The sequence below is a fragment of the Bacillus sp. GW823-FHT06A10 genome (assembly GCF_058795375.1).
This window is the reverse complement of the sequence record NZ_JBXAHT010000005.1, coordinates 182,131-207,346: the sequence shown is the minus strand read 5'-3', so window position 1 is coordinate 207,346 and position 25,216 is coordinate 182,131. Positions and strand designations below refer to the sequence as shown.

The following is a 25,216-nucleotide window of genomic DNA, read 5'->3' as shown; positions in this document are numbered from 1 at the left end:
GGGCTATAGCCAAGCGGTAAGGCAACGGACTTTGACTCCGTCATGCGCTGGTTCGAATCCAGCTAGCCCAGCCATTTTTGCGGAAGTAGTTCAGTGGTAGAATACAACCTTGCCAAGGTTGGGGTCGCGGGTTCGAATCCCGTCTTCCGCTCCAATAAAATTTAATATGGCGGCATAGCCAAGTGGTAAGGCAGAGGTCTGCAAAACCTTTATCACCGGTTCAAATCCGGTTGCCGCCTTTTCTTTTGTGCCGATGTGGCGGAATTGGCAGACGCGCACGACTCAAAATCGTGTTCCTTCGGGAGTGTCGGTTCGACCCCGACCATCGGTATCATGAACGTCGTAAAAAACTCTATACAATTAGTATAGAGTTTTTTTGTGTTTTCTTTTCATTACATGACAAAATAAGCACAAAAAGTGTACGGTGAGTAAACTGCGAAACATTAAAAGGATAAAAACAAACATTCAATTTTATCCTTTTAATTGCGGTATTCTATAATATGCCCTTCGAGCACTCTAGAGAGAATTTCTCCACCCGGGTGACATGAAGTTAAATCCGACACCACCAGTAGATATTAGTACATGATCAGCTGTTAATTTCGTAATTTCTAAAAACTTCTTTTCAAACTTTTCTCTGTTGTATTTGTACATAGTTGAGTGGCACGACCACATGTGCGTTGAAGTACTCAACCAGTCCCCTAATTCCTTCAATTCAGGAAACGCCTCAAATTGGATTGGTTCATCTAATTTCATGAATCTTACTTGATAGATAGTTGGGTTTAACTTCTCTCCTATTCCTTTAAAAGCATGTAATTTTTTCTCATTTGAATGTGTCATAATTCCCCCTCTACCTTTTCTTCAAATTTTTCCCTATTTTTATTGTACAACAATAGAAAGTAATTATGGGGATATTATGGAAATCGGTATCTGCAATATAAAAAGACTCTAATAGAAATGTTAGAGTCTTTTTTGTTAAATTATATTATGTGATGCTAAAATTCGTAATAAACTTAGGAATTCATGTATAATATAACTTGTCGAAAGAACAAAATGATAGTGATTTATATTATGTCTGTAATATGAATCAAAAATGAACTTTTTATATTTCTTTTAAAAATGTGTTGAACACACATTATATTTCATATTAATATTTTTATGTAGATTTAAAACGAGAAAGAGAGTGGAAAGTATGGGCCGTAAATGGAACAATATTAAAGACAAAAAAGCATCAAAAGATGCAAATACAAGCCGTATATACGCGAAATTTGGACGTGAAATTTATGTGGCGGCAAAACAAGGCGAGCCAGATCCAGAATCAAATCAAGCGCTTAGAGTCGTATTAGAACGTGCGAAAACATACAATGTACCAAGAACAATTATTGATCGTGCAGTTGAAAAAGCAAAAGGCGGTTCAGAGGAAAATTATGACGAGCTTCGTTATGAAGGATTTGGACCAAATGGAGCTATGGTTATTGTAGATACACTTACAAATAACGTAAACCGTACTGCAGCAGATGTACGAGCTGCATTTAGCAAAAACAGTGGTAACATGGGTGTAAACGGTTCTGTAGCTTACATGTTTGATGCGACAGCTGTTATCGGCCTTGAAGGTAAAACATCAGATGAAGTTCTTGAAATTTTAATGGAAGCAGATGTAGATGCACGTGACATTCTAGAAGAAGAAGATGCTGTTATCGTGTATGCTGAACCAGATCAATTCCATTCAGTACAATCTGCACTTAAAGGTGCTGGTGTTGAAGAATTTACAGTTGCAGAATTAACAATGCTTGCACAAAGTGATGTTACACTTCCTGAAGATGCTCAAGTACAATTTGAGAAAATGGTTGATGCATTAGAAGATTTAGAAGATGTACAACAAGTTTACCACAACGTAGACTTAGGAGAGTAATACGATGAAAGCCCCTTTTCGTTTAACGAATAGGGGCTTTTTTTATGAAGTTAATTAAGGTGATGAATTATTAAAGGTATTTTGGTGTAGATAGGGAATATGCTTATAGGGATATATGAAATAACCATTATTTCTAGGAGGCTTAGTATGGAACATAAGACACCAAAGCATATAGTTGCCGTAGCAGGTTATTTAACAAATGAGAAAAATGAAGTGTTATTAACAAAGGTACACTGGCGAGCTGATACGTGGGAAATGCCAGGAGGACAGGTAGAAGAAGGAGAAGCACTCGATCAAGCTGTCTGTAGGGAAATAAAAGAGGAAACAGGGTTAACGGTGAAGCCTATCGGAATTACCGGGGTTTATTATAATGCCTCTATGCACATTCTAGCTGTTGTTTTTAAAGTAGCATATGTGAGTGGCGAAATAAAAATTCAACCTGAAGAAATACAAGAGGCTAAATTTGTTGATTTAAATGAAGAGAACATAGATGAGTATATAACTCGTCCTCATATGAAATCCAGAACGCTTGATGCAATGAGAGCAACACATTGTATTCCGTATGAAACGTGGGAAGTACAGCCATATAATTTAATAGGAAGATTGTAAAGAAAAGAGTAGCTGATTTGAGATACATTCAAATCACTACTCTTTTTTGTATACTGTTTAAGAAAAAGGTCAAAATAATAATAGTGTTAGTATTGATTTACAGAACGTTTGTTCTGTATAATGTATATGTTATATACATTAAGATTACTAGATACTCAAAAGTACATATATTTGTAGATGATATAATTAAAGTATAAAGTGAAAATATAATAGCCTTAAGGCTTACTCTGTTATTGGTTATTCGTGATTGAATATAATCTATATTCAATATTTCAGATGAATAGTAGATAAAAAAGGTCTGTGATACAATACTTTTTTACCCCGCTATTTGCCGGGAACGTGATTGGTGAGGGCTGATTAAAGTTTCACTTTATACCTTACAATGATGTAAGGTACGTGTAAGAGAAATCGATGGGATATTTTTTTACAACAATGTATTCTTAAAGTAAGAGTTATATGCTGTGTGGAAAAGAGGTGTTCAAGATGAAAGAACGAGTATTATCTAGGGTGAACTATCATCAAAAAGTTGCATTAAATCCAATGACTAAACTTTTTTATAAAGCCATTATATTATTATTATTGTTAAGTTGTACGTTATTATTCATTGGAAATGTAATGATTGAGAAAAGTGACATTAGTAAATTACATGTACCGGCTAATTTAGAGGTGCCAGAATCATTAACACATGCATTTATTGCGACAGAAGATAAAAGATTTTATCATCATAACGGTTTAGATTATATAGCAATTATTAGGGCCTCTGTTGAGAATATAAAGGCTGGTGGTGTCGTGCAAGGAGGAAGCACGATTACACAGCAGCTATCTAAAAATGCTTTTTTAACTAATGAGCGTACATTTTCTCGTAAGTGGAAAGAGATTTTTTATACGAAAAAAATTGAACGCACATTTACGAAGGATGAAATTTTAAAATTATATGTAAGTAACATTTATTATGGTGAAGGAGCATGGGGAATTGAAAAAGCAGCAAACCTTTACTTCGGTAAAAAGGTGAACCAATTAACGTTGGCTGAAAGTGCAATGATGGCTGCTGTAGTAAAAGCACCTGCTTATTACTCACCTGCCCAAAATTATGATAAAGCAGTAGAGAGACGAAATGTTGTGTTGAGACTAATGGAGAAAGAAGGCTATATAAGCCATGATGAGTATGTTCAAGCAGTTAGTGAGAAATTAGTAATTCGTCATGATATAAAAATAGAGCAGTCGATGTTAAATAGTGCGCGTAAAAAAGCAGTAAGTTAAGAGAAGTTCCTACAGAGGAGCTTCTTTTTTTGAATAAATTGTGACAAATTGTGACACAATATCGTCACAATTATTGTGTTTTTGTAATTTATGTGAGCGTGTTCATTGCGTGACGTATATAAGTGTTGATATTATGTGTATTGTGTACAATGCTGTATACAGAATATGAATTTAAAGAGGAATGTATATGAAATCAAATAAACTCATGGCTCTTGGTATAGTTTTTTCTATCGCAGTATTGATTGTAATTGGAACAATTGCGTATAGCATCATAAATGACAAAAAAGATAAAGGGAATGAGATGTTTGCTTATTCCACGCAACAATCTTTAGGGAAAGATGATGCTCCAGTTAAGGTAGTTGAATTTGGAGACTTTAAATGTCCTGCTTGTCGTACTTGGGATGTAACAGTATTACCTCGATTAAAAGAAGAGTATATTGATAAAGGCAAAGTGCAGTTATATTTTATTAACTTCCCATTTATCGGAAAAGACTCGGATTTAGGTGCAGCAGCTGGTGAAGCAATTTATAAACAAGATAAAGATTCATTCTGGATTTTCTATGATGAGATTTATCAAAATCAAAAGAAAGATACGGAAGAATGGATTACAGAAGATTTGCTTCTTAGCATTGTGAAAGAGAAACTTCCAAAAGTTGATGTAGAGCAATTTAAGAAAGATTTACACAGTAAAGAAATTACAGAAAAAGTACGTAAAGATTCAGATCGTGCTCAAAAATTAAAAGTTCAAGGTGCTCCTTCAGTATATGTAAACGGAAATCTTGCAAACCCTGATTTCGATAGTATGAAGAAGGCCATTGATAAAGAATTGAAAAAGTGATGAGGTCTCTCATCACTTTTTCGACTTTTTTCGATAAAATTCTTGCCTCTATTTTTTTAACATGCTATACTACTTTACATAAGTTATTCTAATATCTTATATGTAATTCATATTTGCGGGTGTAGTTTAGTGGTAAAACAAGAGCCTTCCAAGCTCTGGTCGAGAGTTCGATTCTCTTCACCCGCTCCAAATTTTATTAAATGTTTTTCTATAAATTGTGATCAACGCAGTGTTTCGTTTCCGAGATAAACGAGGCATTGCGTTTTTTAATGTTTGAAAAATATAATTACATGCGAAAATAGAAGTAAATAATAGTATTCCAAAAGTGAATTACTAACCAATAAAGTCGTTACATAAGGGATGATGGATTCATCTGAGGAGGCGATTAAGAGTGGATTTTGAACAATTAAAGCAAGATGTAATTGCGTATAGTAAAACAATTGGCATAGATAAAATAGGCTTTGCGAGTGCTTCTCCTTTTGAGGAATTAAAGCAGCGCTTAATCCAGCAACAACAATTAAATTATCAATCTGGATTTGAAGAGCCTGATATAGAGAAGAGAACGAATCCGCAACTTTTATTACCGGGTGCTAAATCAATTATTGCGATTGCTTTAGCATATCCTTCAAAATTAAAAAATGCACCATTAAGTAAGCGTGGAGAACGCCGTGGAATTTTTTGCCGTGCTTCTTGGGGACAAGATTATCATCTTGTTTTACGAGATCGTTTGCAAAAATTAGAAGCATATTTAATTGAAAAACTTCCAGATATAGAAGTGAAGTCCATGGTTGATACAGGTGAATTAAGTGATCGAGCTGTATCAGAGCGTGCAGGCATTGGCTGGAGTGGGAAAAACTGTGCTATTATTACACCTGAATTCGGTTCGTACGTATACTTAGGGGAAATGATTACAAATGTTCCATTCCCGCCAGATAAGCCGATAGAAGATCAATGCGGGGGCTGTACGAAATGTATCGATATTTGTCCTACAGGTGCTTTAATACAGGGGGGACAGTTAGATTCGAAGAAGTGTATTGCGTTTTTAACACAGACGAAAGGATTCCTACCTGAAGAATATCGCGATAAAATAGGAAATCGTATATATGGATGTGATACGTGTCAGACTGTTTGCCCGAAAAACAAAGGAATGGATTTTCATAATCATCCTGAGATGGAGCCGGATCCTGAGCTAGTTAAACCATTATTAACGCCACTTTTAACAATTAGTAATCGTGATTTTAAAGAGAAATATGGGATTATGTCAGGGTCATGGAGAGGGAAAAAGCCACTGCAAAGAAATGCGATTTTAGCATTAGCACATTTTAAAGAAGCATCGGCAATTCCTGATTTAATTGGTGTTATGAAAGATGACCCAAGACCGGTATTGCGCGGAACGGCAGCATGGGCACTTGGGAAAATTGGGGGAGATGGAGTAGGCGAAGCGATTGAGAAAGCGATGGAACGTGAGAAAGATGAAGAAGTACTTCATGAAATGAATCGCGGGCTTGAATTGTTAGCACAGAAAAAAGAGTAGATAATATTTCCCTTTTTCATATTGTAATATGGGAGGGAAACGAAATGGCTGTAAAAATGAATATTGAAAAGCAAGTACAACAGTTTTTAGCATATATCACAGAGAAACGAACAGACGTGGATGGTATTGCTGAGGATTTACTACAAATGGCACAGAGAAAGAAACAATTGTTTCAAAGGCGTAGTGCACATATAGTGAAAGCAATTGCGGATGTTTCTTTCATTAGACAATTAAATAGTAATGACCATCAAGAAATTGATTATCAAATACATTTTAAATATTTAATTAAGCATAAAGAATTATTTTATATTGAAGAGGAACAATTAAAACGAAGAGTTTGTTTAAATAATAGTCGGATTATAGGCGATTATGATATTGAAGTGTCAGAAGAAATTAGAATGGGTGAGACATTAGAAAGGGAAATTACGAAAGAGAAGTACGGTTCTTATCAGTATAATCGTTTAGAGGCAGTGAAATATGCAGAGCGTTGGTGGGATGACCGAAATCCTATGTATCGTAATTTCCCTGATAATTGTACGAATTTCATTTCTCAATGTCTTCATACTGGAGAAGTACCTATGAACGGATATCCTAATATTCGTAAAGGATGGTGGCAAAGGGAGAATCAGTGGAGTTGGAGCTGGGCTGTTGCACATTCTTTTTATTGGTATTTGTCAGGTGCTACAACAGGACTTCGAGCAGAGTCGGTAGAGAGGCCAGAAGAACTTATTCTTGGAGATGTAATTGCTTATGATTTCGAGGATGACGGAAGATGGAATCATACGACGATTGTAGTAGCAAAAGATGCAGATGGTATGCCGCTTGTAAATGCACATTCAGCAAATAGCCGTCGACGTTATTGGAACTATGAAGACTCTAGTAAATATACACCACAAATGAAATATAAATTCTTTCATATTATTAATGGGTAGAGATTTTTCGCTCAAGTGGTATAATACGTAGTAGACAAAAAACAGAGGTGAATATCGCGTGGGAGTACATGTTGTTTTATATCAGCCAGAAATTCCAGCAAATACAGGAAATATTGCTCGTACTTGTGCAGCAACTGGAACAGAATTACATTTGATTAGACCGCTTGGATTTTCAACGGATGATAAAATGTTAAAGCGTGCCGGATTAGATTATTGGCAGCACGTGAAAATTACGTATTATGATTCAATTGAAGAATTTTATGAAAAAAATAAAGATGGTGAATTCTTCTATTTAACGAAGTATGGCGAGAAAGCTCATACAGCGTTTGACTATAGCAAGCGCGAGAAGGATTACTATTTTGTATTTGGAAGAGAAACAAACGGCTTACCAGCTAATGTAATCGAAGAAAACTTTGATCATTGTTTACGTATTCCAATGACAGATAAAGTACGTTCATTAAATTTATCTAATACAGCAGCAATTTTAATTTATGAAGCATTCCGTCAACAAAATTACCCTGGATTAGATTTAGAAATCGTTTATTAAAAGTCGCCATATGGCGACTTTTTTTTATAAAATAAAAATAATATGTGATCATACGTTTAAAAGAGAGGACATAATCATATAGAATGGGATATATGATTAAAAATAGATAAGACGGGTTGAGATAAATATGAAGGAAGAATATAGTAATCAAAATACCTTTTTAAGTATGATAGATATGGATTTAATTAGACAAGGGTTATTACATGCTATTCAAGATTTAGTATTTATATTGAAAGTTATTGATGATGAAACGTTTAAATATATGTATGTGAATAAAATAGGAATGGATTATGCTAGGTTAAGCGAAGAGTGCTATGGAAAAACTTTTGCAGAAGTATTACCGAAAGATATAGCGGGGATATTGCAAAGGCAATATGAAAAAGTAGTGAGAGAAGCGAAAGCACACACTTTTTGTGATGTAGTCAAATTACCAAAAGGTGAGATACATTATGAATCTTCACTTAATCCTGTCTGCGATGAAGAAGGAATATGTCAATTTGTTATTTGTATTACAAGAGATATTACAGCTCAAATTGAGGAGAAGACAGAGATAGAGGAAAAACAAATGTTATTTAAGTCGTTACTGGAATATAATAATGACTCAATTATATCTATAGATTCTATAGGGAGAGTTACATATGCAAATCCGGCAACGTATGAAATATTTGGATACCGGTATGAGGAATTAAATAATAAATTTATTTTTGAATTTATTAATAAAGAATATGAAAAAGATTTTCAAATTATATTTAAGGGATCGATGCAAGGAAAAGCAAAACAAATTGTTTCAAAGAAATATGTTCATAAAGAAGGGTACGAGCTATATATTTCTTTGAGAACTATCCCGATTATTGTGAACGGTGAAATTGTTGGAGTGTATATTGTTACGAGAGATGTTACAAGGCAAGTATTAAACGAAATGCGAACAGAATATTTAGCTTACTATGACCAGTTAACAGGATTAATGAATAGAATTTCATGTACAAATAAGTTAAATACTTTTTTAAAAGAGAGTATAAATTTTGCGCTTGTATTTATAGATTTAGATGAGTTTCATCGTATTAATGATACATTTGGTCATAAAGAGGGAGATAAAGTATTACAAAAAGTGACAGAATGTTTAAGCAATCTAAAAATAGAAGGTATGCACTTATTTAGAGAACACGATGATCAATTTGTTATGTTGATAGAAAATATAACGAAAGAATGTGTAGAGGAAGTTGCAAAAAGCATACTGAAAAATATTAGTGAATATTTTGTAATTGAGAAAGAAGATGTATATTTAAGTGCGTCAATTGGAATTGTAATGGCTCCAGCAGATGGAGAAGATGAAAAAATACTATTTCAGAGAGTCGATGCTGCCTTAGAAAAAGCAAAAGACAAAGGAAAAGGACATTATCATTTTTATTGTAGTGGATTAGACTGTGAGCGTGAACAAAGGTTTATAATAGAAAACCAGTTACATCGTGCTATAGAAAAAAATGAATTTTTCTTATATTATCAGCCACAAATTAATATTGAGACGAAAAAAATAGCTAGTATGGAAGCTTTAATAAGGTGGGAGAATAAGGAATTAGGATTTGTTTCTCCAAACCAATTTATTCCGTTGGCAGAAAGAACAGGATTTATTATTAAGCTCGATGAATGGGTAGTAAATCAAGTGTGTCAGCAACTGCGCGAATGGTTAAATAAAGGATATGAAGTGGTCCCAATTGCAGTTAATATTTCAGCTAGACACTTTCGCTCTATTACATTAATAGAGATGATTACACGGGCTTTAAATAAGTACAATGTACCAGCTCATTTATTAGCGATAGAGGTTACAGAAGGAGCTCTTATACATAAAGATATATCGAAGAGAGTGTTACTACAATTAAAAGAACAAAATTTAAAGATTCATTTAGATGATTTTGGAACAGGCTATTCATCTTTAAGTTACTTAAAAACATATCCAATTGATACTTTAAAAATTGATCGTTCTTTTATGGAAGGTATACATATAGATGAACGTGATACGAATATTACAGCTGCAATTATTCATTTAGCTCATACTTTAGAATTGAATGTAATTGCAGAGGGAGTAGAAAAAAAGGAGCAAATACAGTTTTTGAAAGAAAAGAATGTGAAGCTTGTACAAGGTTATTATTATAGCCGACCACTATCCAAATATGATATGGAAAATATGTATTATAAATAATGCATAAAAAATGATGTGCTAAAAGCACATCATTTTTTATGTGTACCTGGTTTGTCATTGTAACCGGATGTAAAAATCGCTGTAAGAAATGTGAGTGATACACCTAAAATTAATAATAATTTCATACTAATATCCTCCTTACTTTTTTCGGTTCACGAGTTTTATTTATTACCCAAAATGTATGTAAGGTTCTTAGAAGAAAAGAATTTATTTATAATGAATAGCAGTGTAAAAACGTTAATACCTATATTATACAGAATTTTCTTTGAATTTTGGAGAGAATTTTAGCGTGCTATTATATATTTCGTTTTGATTTAAAGAATGTTTAAGGACATCCTAGCATACCTTTTATAATAATCCGATTGAACAAGGAGATGGGGGAGGAGCTATAATGGATATTCTAAAAAAGATTGAACAGCATCGAGCAGCAGAAGAACGTTTACAATGGGAAGGTACGTTTGCGGAGTATTTGGAGCTTGTGAAAGAAAGACCATGGGTGGCTCAAACAGCACACTCTCGCATTTACAATATGATAAAAGATGCCGGAATTGAAGAAGTTGATGGTAGAAGAAAGTATAACTTCTTTAGTAATCAGCTCTTTGGATTAGAGGATGCTCTAGAACGTCTTGTAGAGGAATATTTTCATCCATCTGCAAAACGATTAGATGTTAGAAAAAGAATTTTATTATTAATGGGTCCTGTTAGTGGAGGGAAATCAACGTTAGTTACGATGTTGAAACGAGGATTAGAAACATATTCAAGAACAGATCGCGGAGCAATTTTTGCAATTAAAGGATGCCCAATGCATGAGGATCCACTGCATTTAATTCCACATCATTTACGAGATGATTTCTTTGATGAGTATGGAGTTAGAATTGAAGGGAATTTATCACCACTAAATGTCATGCGTTTAGAGCAAGAATACGGATCAAGAATTGAGGATGTAGTTGTAGAGCGTATTTTCTTCTCTGAAGATCGCCGTACAGGGATTGGTACATTTAGCCCGTCTGATCCAAAATCACAGGATATTGCAGATTTAACAGGTAGTCTGGACTTTTCTACGATTGCAGAATATGGTTCAGAATCAGATCCCCGTGCGTATCGATTTGATGGAGAATTAAATAAGGCAAACCGAGGAATGATGGAGTTCCAAGAGATGTTAAAATGCGATGAGAAGTTTTTATGGCACTTATTATCGCTTACGCAAGAAGGGAATTTCAAAGCGGGAAGATTTGCGCTTATTTCAGCAGATGAATTAATTGTAGCGCATACGAATGAAACAGAGTATCGCTCATTTATAGCAAATAAGAAAAATGAAGCATTACACTCAAGAATTATTGTAATGCCAGTTCCTTATAATTTACGAGTAAGTGAAGAAGAACATATTTATGAAAAAATGATTCGTGAAAGTGATGTGTCGAATGTTCACATTGCACCACATACACTTCGCGTTGCAGCAATGTTCACTATTTTAACTCGTTTAAAAGATCCGAAGCGTCCGGATATTGATTTAATTAAAAAGATGCGTTTGTATGATGGAGAAACGGTAGAAGGTTATAATGCGATTGATGTAGAAGAATTACAACGCGAATATCAAGATGAAGGTATGAAGGGGATTGATCCTCGTTATGTCATTAACCGAATTTCGTCTACAATCATTCGAAAAGAGGTACCATCTATTAACGCGTTAGATGTACTTAGATCTTTAAAAGATGGGCTGGATCAGCATCCATCGATTAGTAATGAAGACCGTGAACGTTATATGAATTTCATCTCATTAGCGAGAAAAGAATACGATGAAATCGCGAAGAAAGAAGTACAAAAAGCGTTTGTTTATTCATATGAAGAATCAGCTAAGACGCTTATGGATAATTACTTAGATAACGTCGAGGCGTACTGCAATAAATCGAAATTACGTGATCCGTTAACAGGGGAAGAAATGAGTCCAGATGAAAAACTAATGCGCTCAATTGAAGAGCAAATTGGAATTTCAGAAAATGCTAAGAAAGCATTCCGTGAAGAGATTTTAATTCGCATTTCTGCTTATGCCCGTAAAGGAAAACGCTTTGATTATAATTCACATGAACGTCTTCGTGAAGCGATTCAGAAAAAACTATTTGCTGATTTAAAAGATATAGTGAAAATTACAACATCAACGAAGACACCGGACGAAAATCAGCTTAAGAAAATCAATGATGTTGTTGCACGTTTAATTGATGAGCATGGCTATAATTCTTCTTCAGCAAATGAATTACTACGCTATGTAGGTAGCTTGTTAAACCGATAGTTTGATAACAAAACGCTGTCTCTTGTATTTTGCGGGACAGCGTTTTATTATCCGTTCATATGTGTGTAAAGTGTCATACCTTGTCCAAATGTAATAAATTAAGATGCAATTTCATGAATTTATTGTCAATTATTTTTACAATATGCATATGATAGAGTAACCAACCATTCATACGAAAAAAGCCAACACAATACAATATGTTGCAAAGTAAAAATGTGTGCAACAATGCATTGTGTTTCTTTCTTATCAGTGGCTGAATATTTCTTTCTATTATGTGAGTGGCAAAATTTTGTTTAGGATGCTCGGGGTATTGTATGAAAAACGTTATAAATGTTTATGGGATGATTTTCTATGGGCAGTTACCTTTCAAATATTCTAGCTTGCACATTACAGAACAAAATTTGTAGCTTGCTGTTCATACAGGAAGACAATTACAGTAAGGAGGGAAAGGAATGGGCGAAGAAAATCAACCAAATTATACGATTTCACAGGAAAACTGGTCCCTCCATCGCAAAGGATATGACGACCAACAGCGCCATCAAGAAAAAGTACAAGAGGCAATTAAGAATAATTTACCCGATCTTGTAACAGAAGAAAGTATAGTTATGTCTAATGGCAAGGATGTTGTAAAAATACCAATTCGTTCTCTAGATGAATATAAGATTAGATACAATTATGATAAAAATAAACATGTTGGGCAAGGAAACGGTGACAGCAAAGTTGGTGATGTCGTTGCGAGAGATGGATCAGGTGGTCAAAAACAAAAAGGGCCAGGAAAAGGGCAAGGAGCAGGAGATGCAGCTGGGGAAGATTACTATGAAGCTGAAGTCTCTATTTTAGAATTAGAGCAAGCGTTTTTCAGAGAGTTAGAGCTGCCTAATTTAAAGAGAAAAGAAATAGATGAAAACCGGATTGAACATGTTGAATTTAATGACATTAGAAAAACAGGATTATGGGGAAATATCGATAAGAAACGAACAATGATATCCGCATATAAACGAAATGCGATGCGTGGTAAAGCATCTTTCCATCCAATTCATCAAGAAGATTTAAAGTTCCGTACTTGGAATGAAGTATTAAAGCCAGATTCAAAGGCTGTTGTGTTAGCGATGATGGATACGAGTGGATCGATGGGAATGTGGGAGAAGTATATGGCACGTAGTTTCTTTTTCTGGATGACAAGATTTTTACGCACAAAGTATGAAACAGTTGATATTGAATTTATTGCTCATCATACAGAAGCGAAAGTCGTTACAGAAGAAGAATTTTTTTCAAAAGGAGAAAGCGGTGGAACAATCTGCTCCTCCGTATACAAAAAAGCACTCGAGCTAATCGATAATAAATATTCACCAGACCGCTATAATATTTATCCATTCCATTTTTCAGATGGTGATAATTTAACATCAGATAATGCTAGATGTGTAAAGCTTGTGGAAGAATTAATGAAGAAATGTAATATGTTTGGATATGGGGAAGTGAACCAGTATAACCGCCACAGTACACTCATGTCAGCCTATAAAAATATTAAAGATGAAAACTTTAGATACTATATTTTAAAGCAAAAAGCAGACGTATTTCATGCGATGAAAAGCTTTTTTAGAGAAGAATCAGGTGAGAAAATGGCATAACCTCTTTTAAAGAGGTTCTTTTTTTGTAAACTTTTTATTTTTTTAGTTGACAATGATAATGAAAATCATTATCATTTATTCGAGAAATGATTACATTTCGAATTATATATTTCAGAGGAGATGTAAAGTTGAAACAAAATAAAAGAAAACGTATAAATGCAATGATTATAGTGGCGACGTTATCACTTCCGTTTGCTGTTTATTCAACACCTGCTTTAGCGGCAGTAGCAATTGAGACGAATAAAACGGGACAAGGTTTAGAAGATGGTACATATGACGCTGTTATTAAAGCGTATAAAGATAAAACGAATGAAGAGTCTATGGCAGCTGTTTATATAAAGGGTCCGAAACTAACAATTGAGAATGGAAAGAAAATTGTAACAGCAACGTTAAGTGATAGTGATTTCTTTCAATACTTGAAAACAGAGGATATTCATACTCCAGGTGTGTTTCATGATGTGAAAGTAATATCAGAAGATAAAAAGAAAAATGGAACGAAAGTGATTCAGTTTGAAGTAGGGGAATTAGGAAAAAGGTATAATATGCGAATGCATATTTATATTCCAACAATGGCCTATGACAATAAGTACCAAGTACAGTTTGAAGTAAATACATTGAATTTAGAGAACAATGTTCCAGAAAAACAAAAGGAAAATAAAGAGGATAAAGTGGATCAACAAGATGAAATTGGAAATGTAATAGTAGATAAGCAACTACAAAGGCATATTAATAAATATAATTTGAATAGAGAAAATCTAGATACCCCAATAACTAAGGAAGATTTATTAAAAGTTAAATCTTTAATAGTCGTTGAAGCTAAAAATAAAGGAATACAAGACGTAAGCGGTCTAGAATATATGACGAACTTAGAAAACTTAAAGTTGGAAGAAGTTAAGTTAAAAAATATAAAATTTATCTCGAAATTGAGACAATTAAAATCATTAAGTATAACCTATGGTGAACTTGAAGATATTGGACCTTTGGCTGAGTTAGAGCATATTGAGTTTTTAACTTTGAGAAACAATAAAATCTCAGATTTAAGCCCATTAAGCCAAATGAAGAAGATTAAAATGCTAGATTTAAATAGTAATTATATAAAAGATATTAAACCATTATTTACAGTGAAATCTTTAAGGACTTTGACTGTGGCAAATAATCAAATTAGTAATGATAACCTTGCTGGAATTGAGCAATTGAAAAATGTAAAAAACTTATCTTTAAGTAACAATGGACTTACGAATATTGAACATATTACATCAATGAAAAAATTAGTAGAGTTAGATCTTGCTAAAAATGAATTAGAAAATATCGAACCTTTATCAAGATTATCTACTGTACAATCACTTAATTTAGAAGAAAACTATATTTCAGATATAACGCCACTTAGTCACTTAACAGACTTATATGATTTAAAGCTAGGTTCAAATGAAATTCGTGATGTTAGACCTGTTCAAGAGCTAGGAAAAAGAATATATATCGATATTCAAAGACAAAAAATCTTTTTAGATAATGTAGAAAAAGATAAGGAAGTTAAAATACCTATCTATAATTTACAAGGAGAGCCACTTGATACTATTCAATTGAAGAGTGAAGATGGGATAGTTAATAATGGTTCTGTTAAATGGGGGACTACTGGTGAAAAAACATACGAATTTACGTTGGATATAAAGCCAGAAGAGAATCGTATTAAGTTTAATGGAACAGTAATTCAAAATGTTGTTGAAAGATTAGACGAAATCAAGGAAACAATAAAAGAGGATAATGAACAAAAGGAAAATGTAATTCTCGATAAAACTTTACAACAACATATTAATAAAGAGAATTTAGGTAGAGAGAATTTAAACGCTCCTATTACAAAAGAAGATTTATTACAGATTAAAAAATTAGAGATACTTAAAGAAAATGGAAATGAGATAAAAAATATAACAGGTTTAGAGTACATGACGAACTTAGAAAAACTCACTTTAGAAGGAGTAGGCCTGAAAAATATTGAGTTCATCTCAAACTTGAAACAATTGAATAATGTGAATGTATCTCATAATCAAATTGAAGATATAACACCACTATCTTCATTGGAAAATTTACAGTGGTTAAATCTTGCGGACAATCATATTAAAGATGTAACGGTTATTGGTTCCATGCTAAACTTATTTAGCTTAAATTTAGCTGGAAATGAGATTCGTGATGTAAGGCCGTTAATACAATTAGGTCAGTGGTTTACAATTGATGTTGGAAGACAAAATATCATTTTAAATGATGCAAAAATAAACGAAGAAATTCAAGTTCCTGTATATGATTTAGAAGGAGAAAGTATTGAAAATATTCAATTGGTAAGTGAGGGAGGGACGTTTAATAACGGAGTAATAAAATGGAGTACCCCAGGTGAAAAGGTGTATAAATTTGATTTAGATTCTGATGAAATTAGCATAAGGTTTAACGGAACAGTTATACAGAATATAGTGGAAAAAGAAGAAGAAAAAGAGCCGGTAAAAGAAATTGAAGAAACAAAAGAAGAAGTGAAAGAGCCGGTAAAAGAAGTTGAAGAAACAAAAGAAGAAGTGAAAGAAGAAGTAAAAGAGCCAACAAAAGAAGTTGAAGAAACAAAAGAAGAAGTGAAAGAACCGGTAAAAGAAGTTGAAGAAGCGAAAGAAGAAGTAAAAGAACCGGTAAAAGAAGTTGAAGGTACACAAGAAGAAGTGAAAGAACCGGTAAAAGAAGTGAAAGAGGAAGTAAAAGAGCCAACGAAAGAAGTTGAAGAAGCGAAAGAGGAAGTGGACGAGCCAACAACAGGAGTTGAAGGATCGAAAGCGGAGGTAAAAGAAACAGGAAAAGAAATTGAAGGTTCAAAAGACGCGGTAAATCAATCAGCAGTAGTCCAAGAACAAAACGTGAATAATCAAGTTGTGAAAGAAAATAAACCAGCTGTTAATAAGCAAGAAGAAAGTAAGAAATCATTAGGAGCAACAGGTGGACAAGAGAATACATCAACATTACTTTCAGGCATAGCGTTAGTTCTTTCAGCACTGAGTATGTTTGTATTTAGAAAGAGATTATTTAAGAAATAAAAAACGTTTTATCTTATTATAACGTAAGATGATTATATGAGTTTTTGAGAAGACATTATCATGGCGATTTCATTTTGAAATATGCTTATGGTGATGTCTTTTTTAGAAGGATATAAATGGAAAAGGTGTGAATATATTAGTGAAGGAGGAGAGGTTATGTATGTCAGTTCTATTTTGAAAATTGAAGAGGTGGCAGCATTTATTGCGAATATGAATAAAGATGCTACTCATCATGTTGGCTATTGTGGAGATGAGAAAGAGGAGTTGTTACAGACAATTATTCATGATTTTTCAGATATAGGCTGGGAACAATCTTTTGTTGCTACTTATGAGAATAATAATTTAATAGGTTTATTAGGATTTGATGTGGATGAAGTAAAGAAATGTGCAGAGATATGGGGACCGTTTATTATCGCAGAGAATTGGGAAGAAGTTGCTTTACATATGTGGAAGGAACTTATAGAAAAGGTGCCTTTTCATATTGAGAGATTTTATGGTTTTTATCATGTGGAAAATAATAATTGTGCCCGTTTAATGAGGAATTTACATGCAAAAGAACAAGGTCGACATAGTATTCTCGTTTTAAATAATATTGTGGAGCACCGTATTATATGTAATGTAGAAGAGGCTTTACCACAAGTGTTTGAGCAGTTTATCGCTTTACACAATCATGTATTTTCTAATACGTATTATGACGGAAACGAAATTATTGAACGTTTAAGTAATACGAATAAATTATTTGTAAGTATGAAGAATGATAAGTTAGAAGGTTATGTATATGTGGAAGTAAATCCAGAGTTTCAAGAAGCGAATATTGAATTTATTGCAACCGCTGAAAATAGTAGAAGAAAAGGTGTCGGAGAGCGGATATTACAAGGGGCAATTCAGTATATTTTCTCCTTCCAAGGGATGAGAGAGATAGTACTATGTTTGAATACGAATAATGATCGTGCGATGAAATTGTACAAGAAAGTAGGTTTTGAGGAAAAAGCATGTTTACAACACTATATAATAGAGTGAAAAACCCATTCATATGAAAATGATATTTCATATGAATGGGTTTTATTACGGATTTAAAAGTAATTTGAGGCGCCAATTGTTACATAACTTTTTTTGTTTTTTGAGATATTTCTTTCGTTTGCGAATTAACATCTTCTTTTTTTAGCTCTTTAAAAAGCGAAGTGACCATAAGAACGACTACAATAGAAAATGGTAGCGCAGCAATTATAGCTGCGATTTGTAGTGCATTTAATCCTCCAGCTTGTAATAAAATAGCGGCAATTATCGCGATTGTTAATCCCCATATAAGTTTTAAACTATTTTTCGGTGATAAGCTTCCGTTACTCGTTTGCATGGAAACAACAAATGTTGCTGAATCGGCAGAAGTAACGAAAAATGTGGCTACTAAAATTAACCCGATAATCGTTAAAAATGTAGAGAATGGTAGATGTGAAATAACAGCAAATAATCCAATCTCTGTACCATTTTTTGCAATTTCATCAGCTATTCCAAGCGATTGGAACATTTCCATATGAATTGCGGTACCACCAAATACTGCAAACCAAAATGTACAGATAAGAGTTGGGACTAATACAACTCCAAAAATAAATTCTTTTATTGTACGCCCTTTAGAAATACGTGCGATAAATGTGCCGACGAATGGAGACCAAGAAATCCACCATCCCCAATAGAAAATAGTCCAGTTTTCAATCCAAGAAGAAGATTTTTCATTAAATGCTCCTAAATTTAATCCCATACTAGGCAAAGCTCCAATATAAGAACCGAGTGTAGATGTGAAATATTTCATAATAAATACGGTTGGCCCTAAAAGTAAGAAAGAGATGAGTAAAATACCTGCAAGAGAGAAATTCAAGTTACTCAAATATTTAATCCCACGATCTAAGCCAGTTTGTGCACTTGTTAAATATAAAACAGCGAAGATAGCTATAAGTACGAGCTGGGTAAGTAAAGTGTTATGAATGGAAGGGAATAAATAGCTTAATCCTCCAGCAATTTGTTGAGCACCAATCCCAACAGATGGTACAATGCCAAACACTGTGGCTAAAACAGCTAAAATATCAACTGTTTTTCCGATACGAGAATTTTTCGATCGATTAAATAATGGAGTAACTGTAGCCCCGATAGTGCTACCTTTTTGTTTGCGGAATGTGAAATATGCAATTGTTAAAGCGACCATTGCGTATAGTGACCACGGAAAGAGTCCCCAGTGGAAAAATGAATATTGCATAGCGAGTTTGGCGCTTTCTTCTGTACCTGCTTTTCCTGTTAATGGATCTGTAAAATGTGAAATCGGTTCAGCGATTCCATAAAAGAGGAGTCCAATTCCCATTCCTGCCCCAAACAACATGGATAGCCAAGATGGATAATTATATTTTGGCTTTTCTCCATCTTTACCAAGACGAATAGAACCGTACTTAGAAAATGCTAAATAAGCAGCCAAAATAATCATTGTAGTCATAAGTAGAGAGTAAAACCACCCAAATTTATTGAGGATAAATGAGTTTAAAGAAGATGTAACACTTTGTAAATCGTAGCCTTGTATCCAACTTGCTGGGGTAATTCCCCATATAATGAATAATGTTGTTAGCAAGAAGGAGATATAAAATACACTGTTTTCTTTTTTTATCATAGAATCCCACCCTTATTTAATAAAGTTAACAATTATAGTAATCATAACAATTAAGTTTTTAATTGTCAAAAAACTCCCTTTTTTTAACATGAAAGGATGTAATTTGTTTTAGGGAGGTAAAGAGCAATGTGTTCACGATATGTACAAATTATAGGAAGAAATAATATGAAATATTGCATTTTATATTGTTACATCCAGATTTTATGTTAAATTCTTGAATGGAATATTAAAATAGGGGGCAAGGATATGAACAAGAAATCAAAGATCAATAAAGTGATGCTTAGCATTAGTACAATGGCTTTATCGTTAGGCGCACTTCAAACTCATGCAGCAGCGGAAGAAAAAGTACCGTATAACGTGTTGAAAACGAAACCGGTTGGAATTGAAAAGTCGGTAGATGAAGTTGGACATATTTCAAAAGTTGATGAAACTTTATCATTTCAAGAACGTTTAAAAGTAGGAGATTTTTCACAGCGACCAGCATCTATTACGAAGAAAACTGCAGTAAAGCAAGTTAAAGAAAGCTATTCAATGGCTGATTTAAACAAAATGAATGATCAAGAATTGGTTGAAACGTTAGGCAGTATTAAGTGGCACCAAATTACAGACTTATTTCAGTTTAATGAAGATGCAAAGGCTTTTTATAAAGATAAAGGAAAAATGCAAGTCATTATAGATGAATTAGCTCATAGAGGTAGTACATTTACAAAAGATGATTCAAAAGGAATTCAAACGTTTACTGAAGTGTTGCGTTCAGCTTTTTATCTTGCATTTTATAATAGTGAATTAAGCGACTTAAATGAAAGAAGCTTCCAGGATAAATGTTTACCTGCTTTAAAAGCAATCGCAAAAAATCCAAACTTTAAGCTTGGTACAGTTGAACAAGATACAGTCGTATCTGCATACGGTAAATTAATTAGTAATGCTTCAAGCGATGTTGAAACGGTTCAATACGCATCGAATATTTTAAAGCAATACAATGATAATTATACTACTTATGTAAATGATCGAATGAAGGGACAAGCAATATACGATATTATGCAAGGTATTGACTATGATATACAGTCGTACTTAACTGAGGCTCGTAAAGAAGCGAATGAAACGATGTGGTATGGAAAAGTAGATGGGTTTATTAATGAAATAAATCGTATTGCTCTTCTAAATGAAGTAACGTCAGAAAATAAATGGCTCGTTAATAATGGCATTTATTTTGCTAGCCGTTTAGGGAAGTTTCATAGCAATCCAAATAAAGGATTAGAGGTTGTTACACAAGCGATGCATATGTACCCGCGCTTAAGTGAACCTTATTTTGTTGCGGTAGAACAAATTACAACAAATTATAATGGTAAAGATTATAGTGGGAATACAGTAGATTTAGAGAAAATACGTAAAGAAGGAAAAGAGCAATACTTACCAAAAACGTATACATTCGACGATGGATCAATTGTGTTCAAAACAGGAGATAAAGTATCAGAAGAAAAAATTAAGAGACTATATTGGGCTGCGAAGGAAGTAAAGGCACAGTATCACCGTGTAATTGGAAATGACAAAGCGTTAGAGCCAGGAAATGCGGATGATGTATTAACGATCGTAATTTATAATAGTCCAGATGAATATCAGTTAAATAGACAATTGTATGGATATGAAACAAACAACGGTGGAATTTATATTGAAGAGACAGGAACATTCTTTACATATGAGCGTACGCCAGAGCAAAGTATTTATAGTTTAGAAGAGTTATTCCGTCATGAATTTACTCATTATCTGCAAGGGAGATATGAAGTTCCTGGTTTATTTGGAAGAGGAGATATGTATCAAAATGAAAGGCTAACTTGGTTCCAAGAAGGAAATGCAGAGTTTTTCGCAGGATCTACTCGTACGAATAACGTTGTACCAAGAAAGAGTATAATTAGCGGATTATCATCTGATCCTGCAAGCCGTTATACAGCAGAGCGTACACTATTTGCTAAATACGGTTCTTGGGATTTCTATAATTACTCGTTCGCATTGCAGTCTTATTTATATACGCATCAGTTTGAAACATTTGATAAAATTCAAGATTTGATTCGTGCGAATGACGTGAAAAATTATGATGCATATCGTGAAAATCTAAGTAAAGATCCTAAGTTAAATAAAGAGTATCAAGAGTATATGCAGCAGTTAATTGATAATCAAGATACATACACTGTACCAGAAGTAGCTGATGATTATTTAGCTGAACATGCAACGAAGTCATTAGGAGCGGTGAAGAAAGAAATTAGTGATACGTTGCCTATGAAAGATACAAAAATGACAAAACATAATTCTCAATTCTTTAATACATTTACATTAGAAGGTACGTATACAGGTAGTGTCACAAAAGGTGAATCAGAAGATTGGAAAGAAATGAGTAAAAGAGTAAATGAATCTTTAGAACAATTGGCGCAAAAAGAATGGAGTGGCTACAAAACTGTTACAGCATACTTTGTCAATTATCGTGTGAATAGCTCAAATGAATTTGAATATGATGTAGTCTTCCATGGAATCGCAAAAGATGATGGAGAAAATAAAGCTCCAACGGTTAATATAAATGGCCCTTATAATGGTCTTGTAAAAGAGGGAATTCAATTTAAAAGTGATGGCTCAAGCGATGAAGATGGAAAAATTGCTTCTTATTTATGGGAATTTGGAGATGGAAGCACAAGTGCAGAAGTGAATCCAGTACATGTATATGAAAGAGAAGGTTCTTATAAAGTATCGTTAAGAGTAAAAGATGATAAGGGAAAAGAGAGCAGAAGCGAAACAACTGTTACGATTAAAGATGGAAGTTTAACAGAATCAGAACCAAATAATCGTCCAGAGGAAGCAAATCGTATCGGGCTAAATAGTACTATAAAAGGTAGTCTTATTGGTGGGGACCACACTGATGTTTATACATTTAATGTAGCATCAGCGAAAGATATCGACATTTCTGTTTTAAATGAGTATGGAATTGGGATGACATGGGTACTTCACCATGAATCAGATATGCAAAATTATGCGGCTTACGGTCAAGCTAATGGGAATCATATAGAAGCAAAATTTAATGCAAAACCAGGTAAGTATTACTTGTATGTATATAAATATGATAATAGCGATGGAACATACGAATTGTCAGTAAAATAAGCGCTTTTCCAATGTATGTTTAACTTTACTTTTTGTGGAAAATAGTATATTATATAGATATATAATATATCGGTTATTTTCTAGGAGGAGCCTGTCACAATAGGTTTCTCCTGTTCTTTTTTAGAGGCCTGTCTTACAGGCTTTTATTTAAAAGGGAAATGACTGAAAATTAAGAACGATAATCTTTGAAAGAGGTGGGGCATACACATAACAAAAAAGGGATTGTTTAAGAGAGGGGGATAAGAAATGGCTTTGTTTGGTTATCCACTTGAAACAATTTATTTATATGGATTTATTATTGCTACTATACTCACTGTTATTTATATCTTTTTTGGAGATATATTTGAATCGATATTTAGTTTTGGGGGCGGATCTGTATCCGTTGTTACTTTATTACTTAGTTTTTTCGCCATGTTATGTGGACTTAGTTATATAGGAGAATATTTATTTTCCTTTAATAGCATTCTTATTTTTGGGGCTGCATTTGCTATATCTTTTATCGGTGTTTTCATCATGAAAATACTAATTTTAAAACCGATTGCAGAAGCAGAACAAAATACCGTACAACGTATGGATGAATTTATCGGTTGTAAAGGAGAAGTCATTACGACAATTCCTACAGAAGGATTTGGTGAAGTATTAATTTCATCCCAATTTGGAAGTAATGCAATCCCAGCTAAAACTGTTGGAAAAAAAGATATTTCGCAAGGAACAGAGGTTATTATCGAGGGAGTCCAAGATGGTGTTTTACTTGTACAAAACATCGCTTATTCTTTAAAGAAACCAAAATTATAAGGGGGAATTTACATGACGATTCCATTAATTATCGGTGGAGTTTTACTCGCAATTTTAATTCTACTCATTTTAGTATTTATTACGAAGTATCGTACGGTTGGTCCGGATGAAGCGTTAATTGTTACAGGGAACTGGCTTGGTGGAGGAAAGAATGTAGTTACCACTGATGATGGAAAGAAGATTAAGATTATTCGCGGGGGCGGTACTTTCGTAGTTCCAATTATGCAAAGAGCAGAGCCTTTAAGCTTATTAAACTATAAATTAGAAGTTGGTACACGTGATACGTATACGAAACAAGGTGTACCGATCACAGTAAACGGTGTTTCTATTATTAAAGTGGGATCAACAATTGAAGAAGTTTCCACAGCAGCTGAACAATATTTAGGAAAAGAAACAGAAGAGTTAAAAATAGAAGCAAAAGAAGTTTTAGAAGGGCATCTCCGTGCTATCTTATCTTCTATGACAGTAGAAGATGCGTATAGTAATAGAGAGCAATTTGCTCAAAAGGTACATGAAGTAGCTTCTACAGATTTAAAGAAGATGGGACTTCGCATTGTTTCTTTCACAATTAAAGAAATAATGGATAAAAACGGATACTTAGATGCGCTTGGTCAGCCCCAAATTGCGACAGTTAAGCGTGATGCAACAATTGCGAATGCAGAGCGTGAAAAAGAAGCACGTATTGAAAAAGCCCGTGCTGAAAAAGAGGCAAAAGAAGCAGAATATCAACGTGATGCACAAATCGCTGAAGCTGAAAAACATAAAGAATTAAAAGTACAGTCTTATAAGAGAGAACAAGAACAAGCGCGTGCAGATGCGGATCTTTCTTACGAATTACAACAAGCGAAAGCACAACAAGGTGTTACAGAAGAGCAAATGCGCGTTAAAATCATTGAGCGTGAAAAGCAAATTGAGTTAGAAGAAAAAGAAATTGCGCGTCGTGAAAAGCAATATGATGCAGAAGTTAAGAAAAAAGCCGATGCAGATCGCTATGCTGTTGAGCAATCAGCGGAAGCAGAAAAAGTAAAACAAATTAAAAAAGCCGATGCGGATCAATATAAGATTGAAGCAGAAGCGAGAGCACGTGCAGAAGAAGTACGTGTAGAAGGTTTAGCGAAGGCGGAAATTGAAAAAGCACAAGGTCAAGCGAAAGCGGAAGTACAAAAAGCGCAAGGTACAGCAGAGGCAGATGTTATTAGATTAAAAGGTTTAGCAGAAGCAGAAGCGAAACAAAAAATCGCAGAAGCATTTGAATTATATGGTCAAGCGGCAATTATGGATATGGTTCTTAAAATGCTTCCAAGTTATGCGAAGGAACTTGCAAGTCCGCTTAGTAATATTGATAAAATCACAGTTGTCGATACAGGCGGCGGTGGTAAAAATAGCGGGGCCGGAAAAGTTGCGGGTTATGCGACTGATTTAATGGCAACGATGCAAGAAACGTTAAAAGCTTCTTCTGGCATTGACTTAAAAGAGCTATTAGAAGGATTTGCAGGAAAAGGAGCGGTACAACAATTATCAAGCGATAAACCTGTTGTATCTGTAGTAGAAGATGAGAAAAAAGAAGTAGAAAAAGAATAGTAAGGTGAAAAGAACCTCTAGTAAGTGAAATACTAGAGGTTCTCCTATGAATTATAATATTTCGAATAATATACATTTTTATACATTGTTTTAATTATTTAATTTATATAGAATGAAAAAGATATGTATCAATTCTTTAGATGTATAAAAAGATAGAGAGTCTCATTGATACATTTAAATCGTATTATTTTTATAGAAAGATTAAATGTTAATTAATTACATTTAAAACGGTATGGAGGG

At 33.8% G+C, this 25,216-nt stretch carries 17 protein-coding genes and 4 tRNA genes; 19 read left to right on the top strand and 2 right to left on the bottom strand.

Annotated elements, in window-relative coordinates; translation table 11 throughout:
* The first annotated feature begins 79 nt into the window (after positions 1-79).
* The 3 genes from AC1Q8M_RS25900 (at position 80) to AC1Q8M_RS25890 (ending at position 331) form a co-directional block, all read left to right on the top strand.
* Positions 80-154, top strand: a tRNA-Gly gene (locus AC1Q8M_RS25900).
* A gap of 14 nt (positions 155-168) precedes the next feature.
* A tRNA-Cys gene (locus tag AC1Q8M_RS25895) sits at positions 169-239 on the top strand.
* 10 nt (positions 240-249) lie between these two features.
* Positions 250-331: transfer RNA gene (locus AC1Q8M_RS25890), tRNA-Leu, on the top strand.
* Between the two features lie 185 nt (positions 332-516).
* Here the strand turns inward: AC1Q8M_RS25890 and AC1Q8M_RS25885 are convergent.
* Positions 517-837 carry a DUF3884 family protein gene (locus AC1Q8M_RS25885; RefSeq protein WP_097925564.1) on the bottom strand — a complete coding sequence of 107 codons (321 nt, stop codon included), beginning with the start codon at positions 835-837 and terminating at the stop codon, positions 517-519.
* Between the two features lie 352 nt (positions 838-1,189).
* Between AC1Q8M_RS25885 and AC1Q8M_RS25880 the strand changes: the two genes are divergently transcribed.
* The 13 genes from AC1Q8M_RS25880 (at position 1,190) to AC1Q8M_RS25820 (ending at position 17,826) form a co-directional block, all read left to right on the top strand.
* On the top strand, positions 1,190-1,909 hold the full coding sequence (locus tag AC1Q8M_RS25880) for a YebC/PmpR family DNA-binding transcriptional regulator (RefSeq protein ID WP_000532949.1): 720 nt from the start codon (positions 1,190-1,192) through the stop codon (positions 1,907-1,909).
* A gap of 147 nt (positions 1,910-2,056) precedes the next feature.
* Positions 2,057-2,518, top strand: a complete 462-nt coding sequence (locus tag AC1Q8M_RS25875) for an NUDIX hydrolase (protein WP_000400463.1) — start codon at positions 2,057-2,059, stop codon at positions 2,516-2,518.
* Positions 2,519-3,001: 483 nt separating this feature from the next.
* Positions 3,002-3,778 carry a transglycosylase domain-containing protein gene (locus AC1Q8M_RS25870; protein WP_000664716.1) on the top strand — a complete coding sequence of 259 codons (777 nt, stop codon included), beginning with the start codon at positions 3,002-3,004 and terminating at the stop codon, positions 3,776-3,778.
* Between the two features lie 187 nt (positions 3,779-3,965).
* A complete protein-coding gene (locus AC1Q8M_RS25865) occupies positions 3,966-4,616 on the top strand; it encodes a DsbA family protein (protein WP_000841308.1) in 651 nt (216 codons plus the stop codon).
* 115 nt (positions 4,617-4,731) lie between these two features.
* Positions 4,732-4,805, top strand: a tRNA-Gly gene (locus AC1Q8M_RS25860).
* Positions 4,806-5,007: 202 nt separating this feature from the next.
* Complete coding sequence (gene queG, locus AC1Q8M_RS25855) at positions 5,008-6,150, top strand: tRNA epoxyqueuosine(34) reductase QueG (protein ID WP_000345209.1); 1,143 nt, start codon at positions 5,008-5,010, stop codon at positions 6,148-6,150.
* A 44-nt stretch (positions 6,151-6,194) separates the two neighbouring features.
* Positions 6,195-7,082 (top strand): amidase domain-containing protein, encoded by an 888-nt coding sequence (locus AC1Q8M_RS25850; protein WP_097925561.1) that lies wholly within the window; start codon positions 6,195-6,197, stop codon positions 7,080-7,082.
* 58 nt (positions 7,083-7,140) lie between these two features.
* A complete protein-coding gene (gene trmL, locus AC1Q8M_RS25845; protein WP_000538147.1) occupies positions 7,141-7,629 on the top strand; it encodes a tRNA (uridine(34)/cytosine(34)/5-carboxymethylaminomethyluridine(34)-2'-O)-methyltransferase TrmL in 489 nt (162 codons plus the stop codon).
* A gap of 127 nt (positions 7,630-7,756) precedes the next feature.
* Entirely contained in the window at positions 7,757-9,826 is a 2,070-nt protein-coding gene (locus AC1Q8M_RS25840) for a sensor domain-containing protein (RefSeq protein ID WP_016513613.1), read from the top strand.
* Positions 9,827-10,217: 391 nt separating this feature from the next.
* Entirely contained in the window at positions 10,218-12,113 is a 1,896-nt protein-coding gene (locus AC1Q8M_RS25835) for a PrkA family serine protein kinase (RefSeq protein ID WP_000353273.1), read from the top strand.
* 452 nt (positions 12,114-12,565) lie between these two features.
* Positions 12,566-13,741, top strand: a complete 1,176-nt coding sequence (gene yhbH / locus AC1Q8M_RS25830; protein WP_000503516.1) for a sporulation protein YhbH — start codon at positions 12,566-12,568, stop codon at positions 13,739-13,741.
* A 128-nt stretch (positions 13,742-13,869) separates the two neighbouring features.
* Complete coding sequence (locus AC1Q8M_RS25825; protein WP_098855751.1) at positions 13,870-16,806, top strand: NEAT domain-containing protein; 2,937 nt, start codon at positions 13,870-13,872, stop codon at positions 16,804-16,806.
* A 156-nt stretch (positions 16,807-16,962) separates the two neighbouring features.
* Positions 16,963-17,826, top strand: a complete 864-nt coding sequence (locus AC1Q8M_RS25820; RefSeq protein WP_016513615.1) for a GNAT family N-acetyltransferase — start codon at positions 16,963-16,965, stop codon at positions 17,824-17,826.
* Between the two features lie 79 nt (positions 17,827-17,905).
* Here AC1Q8M_RS25820 and opuD read toward each other — a convergent pair whose 3' ends face one another.
* Positions 17,906-19,456: a glycine betaine transporter OpuD gene (gene opuD / locus AC1Q8M_RS25815; RefSeq protein WP_016513616.1), complete on the bottom strand. Its 1,551-nt coding sequence runs from the start codon at positions 19,454-19,456 to the stop codon at positions 17,906-17,908.
* A gap of 246 nt (positions 19,457-19,702) precedes the next feature.
* On the opposite strand from opuD, the gene colA reads away from it, so the two are divergent.
* The 3 genes from colA to floT all read left to right on the top strand — a co-directional run bounded on the left by colA (position 19,703) and on the right by floT (position 24,976).
* Positions 19,703-22,600 (top strand): collagenase ColA, encoded by a 2,898-nt coding sequence (gene colA, locus AC1Q8M_RS25810; RefSeq protein WP_098361477.1) that lies wholly within the window; start codon positions 19,703-19,705, stop codon positions 22,598-22,600.
* 246 nt (positions 22,601-22,846) lie between these two features.
* On the top strand, positions 22,847-23,395 hold the full coding sequence (locus tag AC1Q8M_RS25805; protein ID WP_001173144.1) for an NfeD family protein: 549 nt from the start codon (positions 22,847-22,849) through the stop codon (positions 23,393-23,395).
* A 12-nt stretch (positions 23,396-23,407) separates the two neighbouring features.
* Positions 23,408-24,976 carry a flotillin lipid rafts scaffold protein FloT gene (gene floT / locus AC1Q8M_RS25800; RefSeq protein ID WP_000155000.1) on the top strand — a complete coding sequence of 523 codons (1,569 nt, stop codon included), beginning with the start codon at positions 23,408-23,410 and terminating at the stop codon, positions 24,974-24,976.
* Positions 24,977-25,216 lie beyond the last annotated feature (240 nt).

Coding starts and splice junctions, on each gene's coding strand:
- AC1Q8M_RS25885 (WP_097925564.1), bottom strand. CDS start 837: ATGACACATTCAAATGAGAAAAAATTACATGCTTTTAAAGGAATAGGA.
- AC1Q8M_RS25880 (WP_000532949.1), top strand. CDS start 1,190: ATGGGCCGTAAATGGAACAATATTAAAGACAAAAAAGCATCAAAAGAT.
- AC1Q8M_RS25875 (WP_000400463.1), top strand. CDS start 2,057: ATGGAACATAAGACACCAAAGCATATAGTTGCCGTAGCAGGTTATTTA.
- AC1Q8M_RS25870 (WP_000664716.1), top strand. CDS start 3,002: ATGAAAGAACGAGTATTATCTAGGGTGAACTATCATCAAAAAGTTGCA.
- AC1Q8M_RS25865 (WP_000841308.1), top strand. CDS start 3,966: ATGAAATCAAATAAACTCATGGCTCTTGGTATAGTTTTTTCTATCGCA.
- AC1Q8M_RS25850 (WP_097925561.1), top strand. CDS start 6,195: ATGGCTGTAAAAATGAATATTGAAAAGCAAGTACAACAGTTTTTAGCA.
- AC1Q8M_RS25840 (WP_016513613.1), top strand. CDS start 7,757: ATGAAGGAAGAATATAGTAATCAAAATACCTTTTTAAGTATGATAGAT.
- AC1Q8M_RS25835 (WP_000353273.1), top strand. CDS start 10,218: ATGGATATTCTAAAAAAGATTGAACAGCATCGAGCAGCAGAAGAACGT.
- yhbH (WP_000503516.1), top strand. CDS start 12,566: ATGGGCGAAGAAAATCAACCAAATTATACGATTTCACAGGAAAACTGG.
- AC1Q8M_RS25820 (WP_016513615.1), top strand. CDS start 16,963: ATGTATGTCAGTTCTATTTTGAAAATTGAAGAGGTGGCAGCATTTATT.
- opuD (WP_016513616.1), bottom strand. CDS start 19,456: ATGATAAAAAAAGAAAACAGTGTATTTTATATCTCCTTCTTGCTAACA.
- colA (WP_098361477.1), top strand. CDS start 19,703: ATGAACAAGAAATCAAAGATCAATAAAGTGATGCTTAGCATTAGTACA.
- AC1Q8M_RS25805 (WP_001173144.1), top strand. CDS start 22,847: ATGGCTTTGTTTGGTTATCCACTTGAAACAATTTATTTATATGGATTT.
- floT (WP_000155000.1), top strand. CDS start 23,408: ATGACGATTCCATTAATTATCGGTGGAGTTTTACTCGCAATTTTAATT.